18 protein-coding genes are annotated in these 19,738 nt (G+C 74.7%); 11 read left to right on the top strand and 7 right to left on the bottom strand.

Annotation, left to right across the window (positions count from 1 at the left end; all coding sequences use genetic code 11):
* Positions 1 to 152: 152 nt before the first annotated feature.
* From ABZY31_RS22495 to ABZY31_RS22470, 6 genes are all read right to left on the bottom strand, one after another.
* Positions 153 to 1,037 (bottom strand): indole-3-glycerol phosphate synthase TrpC, encoded by an 885-nt coding sequence (locus tag ABZY31_RS22495; RefSeq protein WP_356413005.1) that lies wholly within the window; start codon positions 1,035 to 1,037, stop codon positions 153 to 155.
* A 19-nt stretch (positions 1,038 to 1,056) separates the two neighbouring features.
* Positions 1,057 to 2,088: an anthranilate phosphoribosyltransferase gene (gene trpD / locus ABZY31_RS22490; protein WP_356413003.1), complete on the bottom strand. Its 1,032-nt coding sequence runs from the start codon at positions 2,086 to 2,088 to the stop codon at positions 1,057 to 1,059.
* Positions 2,085 to 2,732: an aminodeoxychorismate/anthranilate synthase component II gene (locus ABZY31_RS22485; RefSeq protein ID WP_356413002.1), complete on the bottom strand. Its 648-nt coding sequence runs from the start codon at positions 2,730 to 2,732 to the stop codon at positions 2,085 to 2,087. The genes trpD and ABZY31_RS22485 overlap by 4 nt, the downstream gene beginning before the upstream one ends.
* Positions 2,729 to 4,213, bottom strand: a complete 1,485-nt coding sequence (locus ABZY31_RS22480) for an anthranilate synthase component I family protein (RefSeq protein WP_356413009.1) — start codon at positions 4,211 to 4,213, stop codon at positions 2,729 to 2,731. Before ABZY31_RS22480 ends, ABZY31_RS22485 begins: the two co-directional genes overlap by 4 nt.
* A gap of 71 nt (positions 4,214 to 4,284) precedes the next feature.
* Complete coding sequence (locus tag ABZY31_RS22475; protein WP_356413001.1) at positions 4,285 to 5,616, bottom strand: ATP-grasp domain-containing protein; 1,332 nt, start codon at positions 5,614 to 5,616, stop codon at positions 4,285 to 4,287.
* An 11-nt stretch (positions 5,617 to 5,627) separates the two neighbouring features.
* Positions 5,628 to 6,200, bottom strand: coding sequence for an NAD(P)H-dependent oxidoreductase (locus ABZY31_RS22470; RefSeq protein ID WP_356412999.1), 573 nt, complete (start codon positions 6,198 to 6,200; stop codon positions 5,628 to 5,630).
* A 470-nt stretch (positions 6,201 to 6,670) separates the two neighbouring features.
* Between ABZY31_RS22470 and ABZY31_RS22465 the strand changes: the two genes are divergently transcribed.
* From ABZY31_RS22465 to ABZY31_RS22415, 11 genes are all read left to right on the top strand, one after another.
* Positions 6,671 to 8,077, top strand: coding sequence for a hypothetical protein (locus ABZY31_RS22465; protein ID WP_356412997.1), 1,407 nt, complete (start codon positions 6,671 to 6,673; stop codon positions 8,075 to 8,077).
* The gene (locus ABZY31_RS22460; protein ID WP_356412996.1) at positions 8,074 to 9,384 is read left to right on the top strand and encodes a biotin carboxylase; all 1,311 of its coding nucleotides are present in this window, start codon (positions 8,074 to 8,076) and stop codon (positions 9,382 to 9,384) included. The genes ABZY31_RS22465 and ABZY31_RS22460 overlap by 4 nt, the downstream gene beginning before the upstream one ends.
* Positions 9,385 to 9,394: 10 nt before the next feature.
* Positions 9,395 to 10,249: a tryptophan 2,3-dioxygenase family protein gene (locus tag ABZY31_RS22455; RefSeq protein WP_356412994.1), complete on the top strand. Its 855-nt coding sequence runs from the start codon at positions 9,395 to 9,397 to the stop codon at positions 10,247 to 10,249.
* 56 nt (positions 10,250 to 10,305) lie between these two features.
* The gene (locus ABZY31_RS22450; RefSeq protein WP_356412992.1) at positions 10,306 to 11,526 is read left to right on the top strand and encodes an aminotransferase class V-fold PLP-dependent enzyme; all 1,221 of its coding nucleotides are present in this window, start codon (positions 10,306 to 10,308) and stop codon (positions 11,524 to 11,526) included.
* Positions 11,514 to 12,812, top strand: a complete 1,299-nt coding sequence (locus ABZY31_RS22445; protein ID WP_356412990.1) for a tryptophan 2,3-dioxygenase — start codon at positions 11,514 to 11,516, stop codon at positions 12,810 to 12,812. Before ABZY31_RS22450 ends, ABZY31_RS22445 begins: the two co-directional genes overlap by 13 nt.
* Entirely contained in the window at positions 12,809 to 14,476 is a 1,668-nt protein-coding gene (locus ABZY31_RS22440; protein ID WP_356412989.1) for an FAD-dependent monooxygenase, read from the top strand. The genes ABZY31_RS22445 and ABZY31_RS22440 overlap by 4 nt, the downstream gene beginning before the upstream one ends.
* A 34-nt stretch (positions 14,477 to 14,510) precedes the next feature.
* Entirely contained in the window at positions 14,511 to 15,470 is a 960-nt protein-coding gene (gene ilvE / locus ABZY31_RS22435; protein ID WP_356412988.1) for a branched-chain-amino-acid transaminase, read from the top strand.
* On the top strand, positions 15,467 to 16,291 hold the full coding sequence (locus ABZY31_RS22430) for a cyclase family protein (protein ID WP_356412986.1): 825 nt from the start codon (positions 15,467 to 15,469) through the stop codon (positions 16,289 to 16,291). The genes ilvE and ABZY31_RS22430 overlap by 4 nt, the downstream gene beginning before the upstream one ends.
* A 70-nt stretch (positions 16,292 to 16,361) precedes the next feature.
* On the top strand, positions 16,362 to 17,669 hold the full coding sequence (locus tag ABZY31_RS22425; protein WP_356412985.1) for an MFS transporter: 1,308 nt from the start codon (positions 16,362 to 16,364) through the stop codon (positions 17,667 to 17,669).
* A gap of 7 nt (positions 17,670 to 17,676) precedes the next feature.
* The gene (locus tag ABZY31_RS22420; protein ID WP_356412983.1) at positions 17,677 to 17,931 is read left to right on the top strand and encodes a chorismate mutase; all 255 of its coding nucleotides are present in this window, start codon (positions 17,677 to 17,679) and stop codon (positions 17,929 to 17,931) included.
* 11 nt (positions 17,932 to 17,942) lie between these two features.
* A complete protein-coding gene (locus ABZY31_RS22415; protein ID WP_356412981.1) occupies positions 17,943 to 18,500 on the top strand; it encodes a hypothetical protein in 558 nt (185 codons plus the stop codon).
* Here ABZY31_RS22415 and ABZY31_RS22410 read toward each other — a convergent pair.
* A complete protein-coding gene (locus ABZY31_RS22410; protein ID WP_356412980.1) occupies positions 18,478 to 19,584 on the bottom strand; it encodes a helix-turn-helix transcriptional regulator in 1,107 nt (368 codons plus the stop codon). The two genes, ABZY31_RS22415 and ABZY31_RS22410, sit on opposite strands and share 23 nt — an antisense overlap.
* Between the last annotated feature and the right edge of the window lie 154 nt (positions 19,585 to 19,738).

Raw genomic sequence — 19,738 nt, 5'->3', positions numbered from 1 at the left:
CTTCGCCTTCTCGTACTCGGCAGCGACCTCGTCCACCGCGGCGACCAACGCCTCCGGAATGAACTTGCCACCGAAATCACCGAAATAGCCCTCGGTGTTCGGGACCACGCCCTCCGCGTCGGGGAAGAAGGAAGGGATGGGGGGCACGGTGGTCATGACTGCGTCTCCTCGGTCGTGGGCGCGGCGGTGTACTCGGCATTCTTCAGCTGCGCCACCAGCGCCGCCGGGTCCGGCGCGCGCATCAGCGTCTCGCCGACCAGGACCGCGTCCGCGCCGTCGGCGCGCAGGCGGCGGGCGTCCGCCGGGCCGCGGACGCCGCTCTCGGCGATCAGCACGCGGTCGGCGGGGACCTGTGGCCGCAGCCGGCCGGTCAGGCCGAGATCCATGCGGAAGTCGCGCAGGTCGCGGTGGTTGACGCCGATGTTGACGGCGCCGAGCGCGAGCGCGGTACGCGCCTCCGCGTCGCTGTGGACCTCGACCAGGACGTGCAGACCGAGGCCGGTCGCGTACGCGTACAGCTCGGCCAGCAGGTCACCGCTGAGGGCGGCGACCACCAGGAGGACGGCGTCCGCGCCGAAGGCCCGGCCCTCGGCGATCTGGTAGGCGTCGACGATGAAGTCCTTGCGCATGACGGGCAGGCCGACGGCCTCCCGTACGGTCGCCAGGTCCTCGGGGCGGCCGCCGAAGCCCTCGGTGTGCGCGAGGACGGACAGTGCGCAGGCGCCGCCCGCCGCGTAGGCGCGGGCCAGGTCGGCGGGCCGGTAGTCGTCGGTGAGCGGGCCCTTGAGCGGGCTGCGGGGTTTCAGCTCGGCGATGACACCGAGGCCGGGGGCGCGCAGGGCCGCGCCGAAGTCCCGTACGGCGGGGGCGGCGGCGGCCCGGCGCTCGATCTCGGCGAACGGCACCTCGGCGCGGCGGGCCGCGGTCTGGCGGTGCGCGGCCCCGACCAGCTCGTCGAGCAGACCGCCGGCGGGGGCGGGCGCGCCGGCCGTGGGTGGGGCGTGGGCCGGGGTGGGGCCCGGGGTGGGGCGGGTCAACGTACGGCTCCTCGTCGTGTCATGCGGCGGCCGGGACCGGGCGGAGCGACGCTGCTCCGGCGGCGGTCCAGGCGTCGAGCACAGCGGCGGCGGCGCCGCTGTCGATGGCTTCGGCGGCCCGGGCGATGCCCGCGCCCCAGTCCTCGCACCGCCCGGCCGCCCGGAGTGCGGCGGCCGTGTTCAGCAGCACGATCTCCCGGCGCGGGCCGGTTTCGCCGCCGAGGATCCGGCGTACGGTCCGGGCGTTCGCGGCGGCGTCGCCGCCGCGCAGGTCCGCGAGGGTGGCGGGGGCGAGGCCCAGTGCGGCGGGGTCGAGCCGGTAGGAGGTGGTGCGGCCGTCGGCGAGTTCGACGACCCGTGACGGGGAGCAGGTGCTCAGTTCGTCCAGGCCGTCCTCGGCGCAGAACACCAGGGCGCGCTCGGTGCCGAGCCGGTGCAGGACCTCGGTCATGACCTCCAGCAGGGCCGGGTCGGAGACGCCGAGGGTCTGGTAGCGGGCGCCCGCCGGGTTGCAGAGCGGTCCGAGCACGTTGAAGACGGTCCGTACGCCCAGCTCGCGCCGGGGTCCGGCGGCGTGCCGGAAGGCGGGCTGGAAGACGGGCGCGAAGAGGAAGGTGATGCCCACGTCGGCCAGGCAGGCGGCGGCGTCCGCCGGGCCCGCGTCGATCCGTACGCCCAGGGCTTCCAGTACGTCGGCGCTGCCGCAGGCCGAGGAGGCGCTGCGGTTTCCGTGCTTGGCGACCGGGACCCCGCAGGCCGCGGCGACGATCGCGGCGGTGGTGGAGATGTTGAAGGTGTCGTGGCCGTCGCCGCCGGTGCCGCAGGTGTCCAGGACGCGGCCGTCGCCGGTGAGCCGGGCGCCGAAGGAGCGGGCGGTGGAGACGAGGCCGACGATCTCCTCGACGTCGGCGGCGCGGGCGGACAGGGCCATGGCGAAGCCGGCGATCTGGCCGGGGGTGGCGTCCCCGGCCAGGACGGCGGCCATGGCCCGGCCCGCCTGGTCGCGGGTGAGGCGGCGGCCCGCCGCCAGGGTGCGCAGGGCGTCCTTCACCGGGCGGCCCCCTGGAGGAGCGGGGCCCCGGCGGCGCACCCGGCCGCTTCGCGGACCGGGACCGCGTCGACGAAGTTGGCGATGATCCGGTGGCCCGCCTCGGTGAGCACGGACTCCGGGTGGAACTGCACGCCGTAGGTGGGGTGTTCGCGGTGGCGCAGGCCCATGACCGTGCCGTCCTGGGCCCAGGCGTGGGCGGTCAGCTCGGCGGGCAGGGTCGCGGGGTCCACGGCCAGCGAGTGGTAGCGGGTCGCGGTGAAGGGGTCCGGGAGCCCGGCGAGCACCCCGGTGCCGTCGTGCCGCACCCGGTCGGTCTTGCCGTGTACGGGCCCCACCCGGACCACGTCGGCGCCGAAGGCCTCGGCGATCGCCTGGTGGCCCAGGCAGACGCCGAGCAGCGGGAGCCGGCCGCTGAGCGCGCGGACGGCGGCGAGGCTGATGCCCGCCCGGCCCGGATCGCCCGGGCCGGGCGAGATCAGGACGGCGTCGTGGGCGGCCAGTTCGGCGAGGGTGACGCCGTCGTTGCGGTGGACGAGCGGCTCGGCGCCCGCCTCGGCCAGGTACTGGACGAGGTTGTAGGTGAAGGAGTCGTAGTTGTCGATGACCGCGATGCGGGGGGCGGTACGGGAAGAATGCGCGCTCATGCGGAGGCCTCCGCCCGTTCCACGGCGGCGAACAGGGCCTGCGCCTTGTTCAGGGTCTCGCGGTACTCGGCGGCCGGATCGGAGTCGGCGACGACCCCGGCCCCGGCCTGGACCCAGGCCCGTCCGTCGGCGATGACGAGCGTGCGCAGCGCGATGGCGGTGTCCAGGTCGCCGCCGGTGCCAATGAAGCCGAGGGCGCCGCCGTAGACGCCGCGGCGCTCGTCCTCCAGCTCGGCGATGATCTCCATGGCGCGGATCTTGGGGGCTCCGGAGACGGTGCCCGCCGGGAAGGTGGAGCGCAGCGCGTCGAGCGGCGTACGGCCTTCGGCGAGGTCTCCGCTGACCGTGGACGACAGGTGCATGACGTGCGAGTAGCGCTCGACCTCCATGAGCCGGTCCACCCGGACGGTGCCGGGGGCGGCGATCCGGCCGATGTCGTTGCGGCCGAGGTCCACGAGCATGACGTGTTCGGCGCACTCCTTCTCGTCGGCGAGCAGCTCCGCCTCCAGGGCCGCGTCGGCGGCGGCGTCGGTGCCGCGCCAGCGCGTTCCGGCGAGCGGGCGGGTCTGCGCGCGGCCGTTCTCGACCTTGACGAGGAGTTCGGGCGAGGCGCCGATGACGTGCCGGCCGCCGCCGAGGGTGAGGTGGAACATGTACGGCGACGGGTTGACGGCGCGCAAGTGGCGGTAGACGTCGAGGGGTTCGGCCGCCAGCGGCTTGCTGAACCGCTGGGAGAGCACGACCTGGAAGACGTCCCCGGCGCGGATGTACTCGCGGGCGGTGTCGACCATGTCGAGGAAACGTTCCTCGGTGGTGTGGGCGCGCCAGGCGGAACGGTCCTGCTGCGCGGCGGTGCGTGCGGGGGCGAGGGGGCGGAAGCCGGTTCCGGTGGTGCCGTGGCCGGCGGCCCGGCCGGCGTACGTCGGGTCGGCGTACGGCCCGGTGGCGTACAGCCGGTCGTGGGTCGCGGCGATCCGGGCGACGGCGTCCTCGTAGGTCTCGGCCGCCGTGTCGTGCAGCGTGGTGATCAGCACCCTGCGGGTGGCGTGGTCGAAGACGACCAGGTCGTCGGCCTGGAGGAACACCGACTCGGGCATGTCCGGGCCGGGCCCCGCCGCGGCGGGCAGCCGCTCGAAGTGGCGGGCGCTCTCGTAGCCGAGGTAGCCCACGGCCCCGCCGTGGAAGGGCGGGAGTCCGGGCAGCGGGGCGACGTCGCGGTCGGCCAGCGGCTGGAGCGCGAGGAGCGGGTCCCCGTCGCCGAGCGGGAGGGGCAGGGTGCGGTGGGCGATGTAGGAGTACCGGGCGACGGCGACGGTGGTGTCGGTCCCGATGACGCTCTCCAGCAGCAGGCCGGGCTCCTGCGGACCGCACAGGCGGGCGAAGGCGGTGACCGGCGTGAGGGCGTCGTCGAGCAGCTCGACGTAGAGCGGTACGTACGCGTGCCGCGCGGCCAGCGTCCGCGCGGTCCCGGCACCGGGCACGACGGCCGCCCGCAGCCCGGCGGCGGGCGCGCCGGCCGGGCCGGGGGGCGCCGCCTGGTCCACGGGGGCGCTCACGCGGCGGTCTCCGTTTCCGGGAGGGGGTCCACGGTGTGGTCCACGGCGGCTTCGGCCAGGTCGAGGATCCGCGCGCAGGCGGCCGCGTCCGGGCCGACCGCGACCAGCGCGGCGAGCCGCGGGATGGCCTGGCGGGGCGGGAGCAGCAGGGTGTCGCCGGGTCCGGCGAGGACGGCGGTGTGCGCGACGCCGGGCACGGCCGCGGCGGCGGTGAGGTCGAGCGGGCGGGCCAGGCCGTCGTCGGCCGCGTACACGAAGCGGACCTCGGCGGTGTCCCCGCGCGTCGGCGTCAGCTGGGGGAGCCTGCCGAACGCCAGCTCGGCGGCGGCCGCCACGAGGTCGATCCCGCTGGCCAGGGCGCTGATGAAGGGGATCAGGTCACCGCCGAGGCGGGCGTTCAGCTCGATCAGCCGCGGGCCGCGCGAGGTGAGCCGGACCTCGGCGTGCGTGACGCCGGTGCTGACGCCGAGCACCCGGTGCACGCCGGTGACCAGCTCTCGGACCTCTTCGGCCCACGGCTCGTCGTCCACGGCGGCGACCAGGTGGCCGACCTCCTCGAAGTAGGGCGCGAAGCCCAGCCGCTTGCGGGCGACGTGGACGATGTGGACCTCGCCCTCGTGGACGGCGCTGTCGATGCTGATCTCGGGACCGTCGAGGTACTCCTCGACGAGGATCCCGTGGCCCGTGGGCAGGGTGGCGAAGGCGGCGCCGTCGGCGAGGGCGAAGGCCGCCCGCACCTGGCCCTCGTCGTCGGCGCGGGTGACACCGATGCTGCCAGCCAGGGCGCGCGGCTTGAGGACGACCGGGTAACCGAACTCGGCGGCGGCCAGGGCCGCTTCGTCCGCGGTGGTGACGAGCCGGTGCCGGACGGCGGCGAGCCCCGCCTCGGCGAGCAGCGTGCGGGTCGCGTACTTGTCGCGGCAGCGGCTCGCGGCCTCGGCGGACAGGTGCGGCAGCCCGAGCTTGGCGGCGGCCGCCGCGGTGGCCTCGACGGCGGTCTCGTCCCAGGTCAGCACGGCCGCGGAGGCGATGTCCGGGCCCGCGAGGGCGAGTACGGCATCGGCGATCGCGACCGGATCCGACAGGTCGGTGACGACGTGGGAGTCGAGGTACTCGCGCTGCCAGTCCGGCTCGGCGGAGAGCACCGCGGAGAGGGTGTAGCGGGCGTGCAGGGACGCGAAGGAGTACGCGCGGTACGGCCGCCCGCCGCTACCGACGACGATCAGCCGCGGTGCGGAGGCGGAGGCGGGGGCGGCAGCGGGGGCGCAGGCCGGGGCCGGTACGGGCCCGGGCGCGGGCGCGGCCGGGGGCGGGGAGTGCGAGGTCATGGCCGCGCCCCTCAGACCTGCGCCGCGGTGGCCGCGTCGAGCGGCGCGAGCAGCTCGGCGAGCTCGTCGAGGACGCCCTTCAGCTCGCCCGCGAACTCGGCCGGGGGACGGAAGCCGTCGGGGCCGGTCAGCTCGCCGACGCCGGGCACGGACACGCTGCGCCCGGCGGCGCGGAAACCGATCCGGGTGAGGATCGGGCGCAGCATCTCGACGGCCGGGACGCCGCCCGAGGGGCCCGCGGTGTAGCTGAAGAGGGCGACGGGCTTGTCCTGCCACTCCTGGTGGAGGAAGTCGATGGCGTTCTTCAGGGGCGCGGTGAAGGCGCCGTTGTACATCGGCATGACGAAGAGGTAGGCGTCGCCGCGGGAGACCGTGGCGCTCCAGTCCTTGGTGTGCTGGTGCGCGTACTGGCCCGTGGACGGGTGCTCGGGCTCGTCGAAGAACGGCAGGCCGGCCTCGGCGAGGTCGACGGTCTCGATCTCGAAGCCGCCGTGGGTGCGGGCTTCGGCGGCGGCCCAGGCGGCGACGGCGGGGCCGACGCGGCCGGGGCGGGTGCTGGCGATGACGATCTGCAGGCGGGGCATGTGGGTTCTCCCTGGTGGACGGTCCGGTGGTCACCGCGGATCGTCCGGAGGGGCGTGGGGCCCCTGCAGTGGTCTGTAGGTAAGCAGCCGTCCGGGCCCCGCGCAACCGGATCCGGCCGCCGCGGACCGCCCGGCCCGCCCCTTCATCCCCTTCTGCCCGGTTCTGGCGGCCCGGGGCCGCCTGGCGCATTCACGACAGCCGTAAACGCGCAGCCCGGGAAGCGGCCCCCGCCGGGGGCGCCGCTGCCACAGTGAAGGCACGTCACCGCGGATCGAACCGCTTTCCCGCATGTCCCCGGCCCCCGCTCGTGCGGGCCGTCCGCTCCCTTCCGGGATTCCCCCCTCATGCGCCCCCCGGATCGCAGCGCCGCACCCCCTTCCCCCCACTTTCCGCGCCGCCGCGCCTTCGGCGGCTTCCCCTTCGTGCCGTGATCCGGCATGCCCGGATCCGGCAGAAATGGAGACCGCCCATGGAGAATTCCGTCACCGGCCGCTACGTCGAGGAGACCCGGCGCCCCGACGGCGAGCTGCGCACGCTCACCGCCCGCGCCGCCGTCCCGGCCGCCTACGACAAGACCTACGGCCAGGTGCTGCTGCCCCGCCCCGTCTTCGTCTCCGAGCGGGAGATCAGCGCCTTCTCCGACGACCTCGCCGCCCTCTTCCGCGTCCTCGTCTCGCTGCCGCGGCGCTGCTACGACGGCGACCTCGACCGCTACTGCACCGCCATCGGGCTGCCTCCCGAGCTGTCGGAGGTGATGCGCGAGGGCGCGAACGGCGACCCGCTGCTCTACGCCCGCGCCGATGCCTTCCACGACGGCACCGGCTTCCGCCTGCTGGAACTCAACGTCGGCAGCGAACTGGGCGGCATCGACAGCGCCCAGCTGAACCGCGCCTTCCTCGACGTCCCGGCCTTCCGCGACTTCGCCGAACGCAACCGGCTCGGCCACACCGACACCATGGCGCACCTGGTCGCCGAACTGCACGCCGCCGCGGCCGCCCGCACCGGCGCGCCCGCCGGTACGACCGGGGCCGGCCCTACGACCGGGGCCGGCCCTACGACCGGGGCCGCCCCCGCCGTCGCCCTGGTGGAGGCCCCCGGCGCGCTCGACGAGCACGACGGGGTCTTCCTCTCCATCCAGGAGGACCTGCGCGGCCACGGCATCGACCTCCAGCTCGGGGAGATCCAGGAACTCGACGAGGGCCCCGACGGCAGGCTGACCCTGCGCGGCCGCCCGCTGGACGTGATCCTGCGCTTCTTCGCCGCCGGCCAGATCGCCGGCGACCCCGCCGCCCGGGCCGCGCTGAGCCGGGTCAACCGCGCGCATGCAGAGGGCCGTACCGCCCTGTTCACCCCCCTCGAAGGGGCCCTGTTCACCAGCAAGGCCGCCCTCGGCCTGCTGCACCGCCCGGCCGTGCGCGCCGCGCTGACCGGGGCCGAGCTGGAGCTGATCGACCGGGTGCTGCCGCGCACCTGGGTGCTGGGGGCCGAGGGGTGCGAAGACGCCCTGGAGCACGCCCGTACGCACCGCGCCTCGCTCGTCCTCAAGCCCGGCATCGGCTACAGCGCCGACGGCGTGGTGATCGGCCGGGACGTCGGCGAGGAGGAGTGGGCCGCGGCCCTGGAGGCGACCGCCCTGCGCGACTACGTGGCGCAGGAGCTGGTGGTACCGGCCCTGGAGCCGGTCGTCGACCCGGACAGCGGACTGCTCCGGGAGTGGGTCGCCAACTGGGGGATCTTCGTCACCCCCCGGGGATACGGCGGCGCCTTCGTCCGCGCCCTCGCTCCGCAGGACGGCTCGGTCATCACCTACGCGAACCCCGGCACCCGCGGCACCTGCGTGTTCACCCACCCGGAAGACGAGGAGAACCGGACATGAGTCCCGAATCCACGGCGGCCGCCGCCACCCCGGCCGCGACCGCCCCCGGCGACGACCGGCCGCACGTCGTCGTCGTCAACCGCTGGCGCGAGCGGTACGCCGAGTTCACCCGCTACGTCGACCACTCCACCCACCGCGTCAGCTACGTGAGCACCGCGGTCGGCACCGGTTCGGTGCCCCCCGAGGCCCACGAGGTCGTCCTGGTCCCCGCGACCGACGACCTGGAGCGGGTCCGCGGCGAGGTGCGCGCCCTGGCCGCCCGGCACGGCGCGCCCGCCGCGATCGTCGCGCTCAAGGAGGACGACCTACTGGTGGGGGCCGCGCTCCGGGAGGAGTGGGACGTACCCGGCCCGCGTCAGGCCTCGCAGATCGTCTTCCGCGACAAGTACGTGATGTGCCGCGCGGTCGCCGACGCGGGCCTGGACGTACCGCGCTTCGCCGCCGCGGCCGACGCCGCCGCCGTCCGCGCCTTCGGCGAGGACACCGGCTGGCCGGTCATCGTCAAGCCGCGCACCGGCAGCTCCAGTTCCGGTGTGGTCCGCGTGAACGGCCCCGGCCGGGTCGCGGAGCTGGACCTGGACAGCGAGCCGATGCTCGTGCAGGCCTTCGTGGACGCCCCGATCTCACACGTGGACGGCGTCTTCGACGGCGAACGGCTGCTGGCCTGGCGGGCCTCCCGCTACCTCAACACCTGCCTCGGCTTCCGCGACGGGAACCACCTCGGCTCCGTCGAGATCGACGACCCCGAGGTCAACGCGGCCGTCGAGGAGGCCGCCACCGCCTTCCTCGGCGCGCTCTCCCCCGGCCGGGCCACCGTCTTCCACCTCGAAGTCTTCATCGACCGGGACGCGGAGGGCCGCCCCCACTGCCGCTTCCTGGAGTGCGGCGCCCGCGTCGGCGGCGCCGAGATCGCCTTCCTGTGGCGCGAGGTGCACGGCTACGACCTGATGCACGCCGCCTGGCAGCTCCAGCTGGACCTCCCGCTGCCGCCGGTCCCGGCCACCGCGGCCGCACCGCACCCCACCGGTGAGGTGGCCGGCTGGATGCTCGTGCCCGCCCCGGCCGAACGGCCCTGCCGCATCACGGAGTCCACCTCGATGACCGGCCGCGCCGACGGGCCGTACGCCGAGGTCGTGCTCCGCCCGGGCGAGGTGCTGCCCGACGCGGACGCCTACTACGAGCACGTGGGCGGCCGCTTCCGGTTCCGCGCCGCGACCGGCGCCGCCGCCGAGGCCGCCATCACCGCCACCGCCCAGGACTTCCGGGTGCGCGCCGAGCCGCTCGCCCTGTCCACCACCACCGCCTGACAGGAGCACCGTGGCCAAGGACTATTCGGTTCCCGTACTCGACGGAGAAGGGGACAACGACTACACGCGCTACATGCGGACCGACACGCTGCTGTCGCTCCAGCGCCGCCCCGAGGACATGATCCACCGGGACGAGATGCTCTTCCAGGTCGTCCACCAGTCGACCGAGCTGTGGCTCAAGCTCGCCTGCCACGAGGTCGAGGAGGCCACCCGGCAGATCGACGCCGGAGCGCTCGACACCGCCGCCCGGCTGCTGGGCCGCGCCTCGCTGAGCGCGCGGATGACCGCCGACCAGCTGGAGATGATGCGGCAGCTGGCCCCCTGGGACTTCCAGATCATCCGTACGGTCCTCGGGCACGGGTCGGGCTTCGAGTCCCCCGGCTGGAAGGCCGCGCGGCTGGTCAGCGTGGACCTGGAGAAGGCGTTCCGGCGGCTGACCGAGGCCCGCGGCACCGACCTCGTCGAGGTCTACCGCAGCGGCCAGGACACCCCGGAGTACCGGCTCTGCGAGGCGCTCATCGACTGGGACGAGCGGATCTCGCTGTGGCGCACCCAGCACTACAAGATGGCCACCCGGGTCATCGGCCACTCCGTGGTCGGCACCAAGGGCGCGCCGGTGGAGTTCCTGGCCAAGCTGATCGGGCACAAGTTCTTCCCGCAGCTGTGGGAACTGCGCACCGAGCTGACCCTCAGCGGTCCGATGGGCGAGGACGAACCGGCGCCCGAGTACGCCGAGTACCTGGAGGGCGCGGCCCGGCCGGTCTGCCCGATGGGCGGGGCGGGCGCGGGAACCGAGGCCGGTGCCGCGGCCGACGCCGTGACCGGCACCGGCACCGGCACCGGACCCGGGACGAGCCCGGCATGAGCCCCGCCGCCCCTCCGACCGCCCCTCCCCCGGCTCCTCCCACCGCCCCTCCCGCCGTGACGGCCGCCGCCTTCCGGCGCCGCTTCCCGATGCTGGAGCGGACGGTCCACCTGGCCGGTTGCAGCCTCGGCGCCCGCTCCACCGCGGTCGACGAGGCCCTGGAGCGGATGCAGGAGGCCGTCGCCGCCCACGGCGCGCCCTGGGACCGGTTCGAGCAGGAGGTGGACACGGCCCGCATCCGCTTCGCGGCCCTGATCGGCGCGGCCCCCGAGCAGATCGCGATCGTGCCCAACGCCTCCGTCGGCGCCTACCAGGTGGCCTCCACGCTGTCCCTGACGGCGCCCCGGACCGAGATCGTCACCACGGTCGAGGAGTTCCCGTCCGTCGCGCACGTCTGGCTCGCCCAGCGGCCGCGCGGCGCCCGGGTGGTCTTCACCGGGGACCGCGAGGCCGGGCGGGTCCGGACCGCCGACTACACGGACGTCCTCGGCCCCCGCACCGCGCTCGTCTCGGTCCCGATGTCCACCTACCAGTACGCCGAGCGGCCACCGGTCGCGGAGATCGTCGGGGCCGGCCGCGCCGCCGGCGCGCTGACCTTCGTCGACGCCTACCAGGCCGTGGGCGTGATGCCGGTGGACGTCACCGAGATCGGCTGCGACTACCTGGTCGCGGGCACGATGAAGTACCTCGCCGGGCTGCCCGGCCTGGCCTTCCTCTACGCCCGCGACGCCGCGCCCGCCGCCCGGGACCCGCAGCTCACCGGCTGGTTCGGGCGGGTGGAGCCGATGGCCTTCGACCCGCTGCGGCTCGACTTCCCCGCCGGAGCGCGCCGCTTCGAGACCGGCACCCCGGCCGTGCCCGCCCTCTACGCCGCGAACGCCGCCTTCGGCCTGTTCGACGGCGTCGACCAGGCCGACGTACGGCGCCACACCGGCGCGCTGATCGAGAGCGCCGCACGGACCCTGACCGCCCGGGGCGAACGCGTCCGCCTGGCCGCGACCCGCGAACTCCAGGGCGCCCACCTCGGGCTGTACGACGCCGACCCGCGCGCCCTGGCCGGCTGGCTGGGCGCCCGCGGCATCGCGGTCAGCCCGCGCGGGCCCGTGGTGCGCCTGTCCTTCCACTACTACAACTCCGCGGCCGACGTGGAGGCCCTCTGCGAGGCCGTGCGCGCCTTCCGCGCGCTGACCGGGCCCGCCGGTTCCGGCCCCCGTCCCGGCCCCCGTCCCGCTCCCGTCCCGCTCCCGAAGGTGAGACCCCCAGCGTGCAAGAGCTGACCGACTGGCTGGCCGATCCCGTACCCGGCCGGTTCCCCTATTCCGCCGTGCTCCAGGAGTTCCACCTCGTCGGCAAGCACTTCGTGTGCGACCCGACCCTGAAGTCGCTGGCCCTGGCCCGCGAGCGGCTCGCCCCGCAGCCCCCCGCCGGCGCCGAAGCGGCCGAACGGCTGCTGCTGGACCGCTTCCTGGACACCGCGCTCGACAAGTGGGACGGGCGCTACGACTACCCGACGTACACCTCCCTCGGCGTGCTGGGCCTGCCCACCGCCGACGACGGCCCGCACGCCACCGCGGCGGCCCGGGTGACCCGGGACCGGCTGACCGTGCAGCTCCTCGCCGACCTGCTGCGCTTCGAGCTGGCCGCCGCCGAGGGGCGCACCGGGTGGCTGCCGCAGATGCGGCCCGACGCCCGCGCGGTGGACAAGCGCCACCGGCTCGCGGTCCGCGTGGCGCGCCCCGCGCTGGAGCGCCTCGGCTTCGGGGACCGGCTCACCGCCGACGACCCCGCCGGGCAGGCCGCCCAGCTGTGGGAGCTGGTCGACGGCGAACTGCTGGACGGCCACGAACGGCAGGTGCTGCGCCTGAGCATGCTGCCCGTCTACGTCTCGCACGACGAGCACATGTTCATCCGGGTGCTCCAGACCTTCGAGACGACGTTCGCGCTGCTGGCGCTGAGCATCCGTACGGCCATAGGCCACCTCGACGGCGCCCGTACGGGAGCGGCCGCGGCCCAGCTCGCGGTGGCCGAGAGCGCGCTCGCCGAATCGGCGCCGCTGTTCTCGCTGCTCGCGACCATGCAGGTCGAGTCCTTCCGGGTGTTCCGCGACTTCACCGAGGGCGCCAGCGCCATCCAGTCGCGCAACTACAAGCTGGTCGAGTCGCTGTGCCGGGTCCCGGACCAGGACCGGCTCGACTCCCCCGCCTACCGCTCCACCCCCGAGGTGCGCGAGCGGATCCTGGCGGGCCAGCAGACCCTCGACGAGGCCTGCGCCGCCGCCGGCCGCGATCCGCGCTTCACCGCCGCCGACCGCGAGGTGCTCGCCGCCTCGATGCTCGGCTTCGCCGCAGCGCTGCGGCGCTGGCGCCAGACCCACTACCGGATCGCGGTGCGGATGCTCGGCACCCGCTCGGGGACCGGCGCCACCGAGGGCACCCCGTACCTCAGCTCCGTCCGCAGGATCCCGGTCTTCCGCAGCGTCGCGGAGGAGCCCGACACCGACACCGACGCCGGCCCCCGCACCGCGCCCGCCGGCTCCCCCAACGAAGGCGAAGCAGCAGCATGAACAGCGACCCGACCCCCGTAGGCATCGTCGGTGCCGGCCCCGTCGGCATGGCGCTCGCCGCCCGCCTGGCCTCCTTCGGCATCCCCTCCGTGCTCTTCGAGCGCGACCCCGAGCTGCGCAAGCAGGGCTCCAAGGCCTGCCTGATCCAGGGCGACGTCCTGGAGGTGCTCGACAAGTTCGGCTGCGCCGAGACCATCGGCGCCGAGGGCGTCACCTGGACCACCGCCCGTACGTACGTGCGCGGCAAGGAGATCCGGGCCGCCGAGCACACCCGCCGCATCGGCTACGGACCGTTCGTCAACATCTCGCAGTTCCGCATCGAGCAGCTGCTGCTGGAGAAGATCGAGTCGGACCCGCTGACCGAGATCCGCTGGGCGCACGAGGTCACCGGCGTCACGCAGGACGCCGACGGCGTCACCGTCACCGCCGACACCCCGGCCGGCCCGCGCACCGCCACCTGCCGCTACCTCGTCGCCTGCGACGGCGTGCGCAGCCCCCTGCGGGCCCTCACCGGGGTCGCCTGGACCGGCTACAGCCACCAGGACCGGTTCCTGATCACCGACCTCAAGGTGAAGCTGCCGCTGGCCAAGGAGCGCCACTTCCACTACGACCCGCCCTTCAACCCGGGCCGCCAGCTGGTCATGCACCCGCAGCCGAACGACGTCTGGCGCATCGACTGGCAGCTCGCGCCCGACACCGACATCGAGGCGGAGCGCGCCGACGGCCGCTTCGACCGGCGGGTGCGCGCCGTCATCGGCGACGTGGACTACGAGATCGACTGGCTGTCCACCTACCGCTTCCACCAGCGCGTGGTGGAGAAGTTCCGGATCGGCCGGATCTTCTTCGCGGGCGACTCCGCCCACTCCCTGCCGCCGTACGGCTCCCGCGGCATGAACAGCGGCATCCAGGACGCCGACAACCTCGCCTGGAAGCTGGCCCTCGTCCTCGCCGGGACCGCCGGGGACGCGCTCCTCGACACCTACCACGACGAGCGCTACGCCGCCGCGAAGGAGAACCTGGCCGTCACCGAGGCGACGATCAAGTTCATGGTGCCGCCGAACCTGCTGCGCCGCACCGTCCGCAAGGTGCTGCTGACCCTCTCGCAGCCCTTCCAGGGCGCCCGCGACAAGGTCAACAGCGGCAAGATGGCCGAGCCGCACACCTACGTCGACTCCCCCGTCGTCGAATCCGCGCTGCGCCACCCGCTGCTGGGCGCCTTCGCCCCCGACGCGCGGATCTCCGCGCCCGGCGCGGCGCGGCTGCGCGAGCTGTACGGCGCCGGGTTCACCGGGCTGTACTTCGCCCCGGACCGGGAGACCGCCCGCGCCTTCGCCGAGCGCGCGCTCGCCGACACCCGCGGCCTGGCCGCCGACCTGATCGTGGTCCTGCGCGAGGGCGAACTGGCCGTCCCGTCCGCGGGCAGCGCCGACGACATGCCCGCCGGCGTGACCGTCCTGCGCGACCGCGACAACGTCCTGCGCGCCGCCTACCGGGCCACCGAGGGCACCTGCCTGGTCGTGCGCCCCGACGGCCACCTCGGCGCCCTCGCCGACAGCGCCCGCCCGGAGCGGTACGGCGACACCCTCGCCCGCTGCGCGCTGGCCACGGCGGCCCCCGCCGGGGAAGCCGCCGCGGCGGACGCCCGGATCCCCGTCGGCGTCTGAGCCCGGCCCCCACCCCCCTTCGTAGGAGTACGCGATGACCGCCCCCCAGCTCCCCCAGCTCCCCACCCACGCCTGGCTCAACGGCTCCGTCGTGGACTGGGAGAACTGCACCGTCCACGCCCGCTCGCAGGGCGCCTTCTGGGGCGCCAACGTCTTCGAGGGCCTGCGCGCCTACCGCCGCCCCGACCGCGAGGGCCTCGCGGTCTTCCGCGTCGACGAGCACCTGGCCCGGCTGCGCCGCTCGATGAAGTCGCTGCGCATGGAGATCCCCTTCAGCGACGAGCAGCTGAAGGAGGGCGTGTTCGACGTCCTGAAGGCCAACGCCTTCGAGGAGGACGTGCACGTCTGCGTCGTCTCCTACTTCAACATGGGCCCCAACGGCGACCCGCTCAGCCACACCACCGACGCGGGCGCGCACATCACCTCCACCCGCGCCCCCCGCGGCCGCGGCTTCGACGGCGGGCTCTCCGCCACCATCTCCTCCTGGCGCCGGATCAGCGACGACAGCATGCCGCCGCGCATCAAGGCCGGCGCGAACTACCACAACAGCCGCCTCGCCCACCACGAGGCCGTCCGCAACGGCTACGACACCACGCTCCTGCTCAACCAGCGCGGCACCGTCTCCGAGGCGCCCGGCTCCTGCGTGGTCATGCTGCGCGACGGCAAGCTCGTCACCCCGCCCGGGACCAGCGGCGTCCTCGAAGGCATCACCGTCGCCACCCTCGGCGAACTCGCCGCGAACGAGCTGGGCATCCCCATGGAGCGCCGCGAGATCGACCGCACCGAGCTGTACACGGCGGACGAGGTCTTCGTCGCGGGCACCCTCGCCGAGGTCGCGCCGGTCACCACCATCGACCGGATCCCGGTCGGCGACGGCGCCCCCGGCGTGACCACCCGCAAGCTCCAGGAGCTCTACGACGCCGTGGTGCGCGACCAGCACCCCGACTACCGGCACTGGAACACGATCGTCCCCACCACGGAGACCGCCGCATGAGCACCGCGCCCGCCACCGCCCCGGCCGCCTCCGCCCCTGCCACCGGCGCCACCGCCCTCGGGCCGCTGCTGAGCGCCCTCCTCGACGGCTCCGTCGAGGTCGTCGACCTGACGTCGCCGCTGTCCGAGGAGACCCCGCTGATCCAGCTGCCGCCGGAGCGCGGCCAGCCCTGGCCGTTCGCGCGCGAGGTGATCAGCCACTACGACGAAGCCGGACCGACCGTCTACTGGAACAACATCCGCCTCTCCGAGCACACCGGCACCCACTTCGACGCGCCGGTCCACTGGCTCACGGGCCGCGACCTCGACGACGTCTCCCAGGTGCCGCCGCAGCGCCTGGTCGGCCCCGCCGCCGTGCTCGACTTCTCGGCCGAGGCGACCGCCGACCCCGACTTCCTGCTCACGCGCGAACACGTCGAGGCCTGGCAGCGGGACCACGGCCCGCTGCCCGCCGGCGGCTGGCTGCTCTACCGCACCGGCTGGGAGGCCCGCCAGGGCGACCAGGACACCTTCCTCAACGGCCGGCACACCCCCGGCATCGCCCCCGACTGCGCCCGCTGGCTCGCCGAGGAGACCGGGATCATCGGCATCGGCGTCGAGACGGTCGGCACCGACGCGGGGCTCGCGGGCGAGTTCGAGGACCAGCCCTACCCCTGCCACTGGTACTTCCACGGCGCCGACAAGTACGGCATCACCCAACTGCGCAACCTCGACCGGCTGCCCGCCCGGGGCGCGGTGCTGATCGCCGCACCGCTGCCCATCGTCGGCGGCTCGGGCAGCCCGGCCCGCGTCCTCGCCCTCGTCCCGGGCCCCGCCGCCTGACCGGCGCTCCCGACTCCCCCTCCCTCTCCCGCTTCCGCTTCCGTCTCCGCTCCCGGAAGGAAGGGCACCCATGAGCCCGACGCCCGACGCCCTGGCCGCGCTCCGCCGCAGGTCGGTCAACCGCATCCTGGTCCTGCACGGCCTGTCGTCGTTCTGCTACGGCATGGTCTTCCCCTTCATCGGCATCCACCTGGCCGCCCGGCCGGACATCGGTACGGCCGGGGTCGCCGTCTACTACGGCGCGTCCGGCCTGGCCAACCTCGCCGTGTCACTGCTGCTCACCGCCGCGGTCGTCCGGATCCCCCGGCACGCCCTCGCCCTCCTCGGGCTGCTCCTGTGGGCCGGCTGCTTCGGCGTCCTGACCGGGGCCGGGACCCTGCCCGAGGCGGGTGCGGCGGCCCTGCTCGGCGGCGCGGGCCAGGGCGCCTTCATGGCCGCGATCATCCCGATCGTCAACTCCCTGGTGCCGCCCGAGCAGCGGCGCGGGGTCTTCGCCCGCCGCTACCAGATCCTGAACGCCACGCTCGCGGGCGGCTCCCTGGTGGCCGGGCTGTTCCTCGCCGTCTTCTCCCGGGAGGCCATCACCTGGCTGCTGCTGGTGAACGCGGCCGGGTACCTGCCGGTGGCCCTCGTCCTGGTCCTGGCCCGCAAGGTCCCCGGGATCCCGGAGGCCGAGACGGCGCCCGGGGCCGCGGCACCGGCGCAGGACGCCGGACCGGATGCCGGACCCGCCGCACCGGCCTTCGGCACCGGCATGCTGATCCGCGCCACGCTGACCGCCGCCCTCTTCCAGTTCGGCGCGTACCTCTTCGGCTTCAGCCAGTTCGAGGCCACCGTCCCGCTCGTCGCGGACCGGCTCATGGGCACCGGCATCGGCTGGATCTCGGTGATGCTCACCGTCAACGTCGTGGTGATCGTCGCCTGTCAGCGCCCCCTGGGGAAGCTGCTGGAGCGGCACTCCGAGGAGCGCGGCCTGCGCGTCGCCGTCGCCTTCTGGGTGGCCGGGTTCCTGACCGCCTTCGCCACCGCCTTCGGGCCCGGGCCCGTCCAGCTCGCCGGCCTGCTCGCCTACGCCGCCCTCTTCGGGCTCGGCGAATGCGCCTACTCCTGCTCGTTCCACCCCTGGCTGATCTCCAAGGTGCCCGACCGCGAACTGACCCGGGCCAGCGCCCTGTGCAACTCGATGATGGGCATCGGCATGTTCTTCGGCCCCTCCGCGGGCATCGCGCTCATCGGCTTCGGCGACCCCGTCTGGGTGTGGCTGCCGCTGGCCGCGCTGTGCGGGCTCGTCGCCCTCACCACCCTGCGCCGTACGCCCCGTACCGCCCCCGCCGCACCCGCCGACCCCGGCGCCCCCGAGCTCGTAGCGGCGCTCTGATCCGCCCGTGACCACCGCAACGGAGAACCCCATGCAGCCCGACGACATCGCCGTCCTCGACCAGCAGATCATCCACCTCGTCGGCCGCCGCGCCGAGGCCGCGCGCGAGAGGACCCACGCCCGCGTCACCTCCGGCGGCGCGCGCACCTCGCTGACAGAGGAGAACGTGGTCATCGACCGCTACCACGAGGAGTTCGGCCGCCCCGGGGTCAACCTGGCCCTGCTGCTGCTCGGCCTCCCGGACCGGCTCCCCCGGCGGTGACCGGCCCGGCGGTGAGGGTGCCGGCCCTGACGGCCGGGGCGCCGGGCGGCCCGCGTCCGGCGGCCGTCCGGTGCTACGTCTACGCCCGCGCCCCCGCGCCGTCCGGCGGCGGCCGGCCGGGCCCCTGGCTGGCCGGGATGCTGCCCGGCGGCGCGGCCGTCCTGCCGCACGCCCCCGTCTCCCGGGGGGACGACCCCGCCGCGGCCGCCGCCCTGGTCGCGCGGCTGACCGGCCGGACCCCGCGGCTGCTGGCCCCGCCGGTGCCGCCGCTGCCGGGCGCGGGGAGCGCCTGGTGGATCCGCGCACCGCGCGGGGGCCCGTACGCGAGCGAACACGAGTACGTGATGACCCTCCCCGGCACCCCGCCGCCCGGGCTGGAGTGGCGGGACCCGCGCGATCCCCCGGCCGCGGACCCGCGGCCCGCGCCCGCGCTCGCGCTGGCGCTGGCGCTCGGCGCCGTACTGGACGCCCTGATCGCCGGGAGACACACGGCCGGCGTCCTGCGGGCCATGACCCTCGGGCACAGCCGCCGCGACGTGGGCCCCCCTAGGCCCCTGCCCCGGTGGTGAGCGGGTCCGGGCCCTCCTCGGCACCCGCGTCGGCCGCACCCCGGCCGTCGACCGGCACGCCCGCCTCTTCCAGACCGACCAGGTAGCCGATCTGGAAGCGGCTCTTCGCGTCGAAGGAGCGCATGATCTCCGCGACGTGCCGCTGCACGGTCCGCACCGACATCCCCAGCCTGCGCGAGATGGCCTTGTCGTCCAGGCCCTCCGTCAGCAGCCGGACGATCGAGTGCCGCAGGTCCTCCGAGACCTGCTTGGCCCACTCGCGGTCGAAGCCCACCGGGAAGGGGTCGGCCGCCCGCCACGCCGTCTCGAAGGAGGTCACCATGAACGCCACGAGATTGGGCTCGTACACCGCCAGGGCGTGCGCCGAGTTGCCCTGCACGCTGACCACCGCCACCCGGCGGTCGTAGATCAGCATCCGGTCCGGGCCGTCCGCGAGGGTCCGCACCTCCGCACCGCGCTCCATCATCCACTCGGCGAACTCCACCGTGTGCTGGCTGTAGCGGGCCGGGTGCTGGTAGATCGACCGGCTGCTCACCCCGCGCTCCAGCAGCCGCTCCATGCTGCCGCGCGCCTTCTGCAGCGCCTCGGGGTCGCGCGCGCCGCCCGGCTGCACGTGCAGCGCCTCGGTCTGGCAGCTGTCGGTCAGCCCGTCGATGAGGCGTCGTACGTCGTCCAGATCGGTCAGCAGTTCCACGGCCTTGCGCTGCTGGCGCTGCTGGCCCTTCTGGTAGCAGGGCGCCAGCGTGGCGAAGGAGGTGCGGATCCGCTCCACGGCCTCCGACTGCCGGCGGATCCTGCGCTCCATCGGCCACAGCAGCTGACCCGCCGCGAACTGCGGCGAGACGACCGCCAGCCGGTTCGCGTTGTCGGCGTCCCGGCGCAGCAGCCGCAGTTCCTCCAGCTGCTCGACGGCGGCGAACAGCTCCAGCTCGCCGAGGCCGAGCACGCCCGCCACCTCTTCCGGGGTGAAGGAGGGCAAACCCGCCGCGAGCTCGTAGAGCCGCAGCCCGTCCACGGACAGCTCCGCTTCCGGGACGTACGTCTCGGCGGCGCCGTTCTCGGCGTACTTCATCGGCTTCGCCACCCTTCGTGTTTGCGACAGACGTGAATACCGCAGGTCAAGGGGGGTCCCCTGCGGCGGTCGGGCGCGGCAAGCTGCTCGAAGACAAGGCAGCCGGTCACCCGGTGAGATCAAGTCTGGCCGATCCGCGCCGCATGTCGACCCTCAAGCCAATGCT

The sequence above is a fragment of the Streptomyces sp. NPDC006529 genome (assembly GCF_040611795.1).
Classification (GTDB): Bacteria; Actinomycetota; Actinomycetes; order Streptomycetales; family Streptomycetaceae; genus Streptomyces.
The sequence above is the reverse complement of the archived record's forward strand: the minus strand, read 5'-3'. Positions and strand labels throughout refer to the sequence as shown.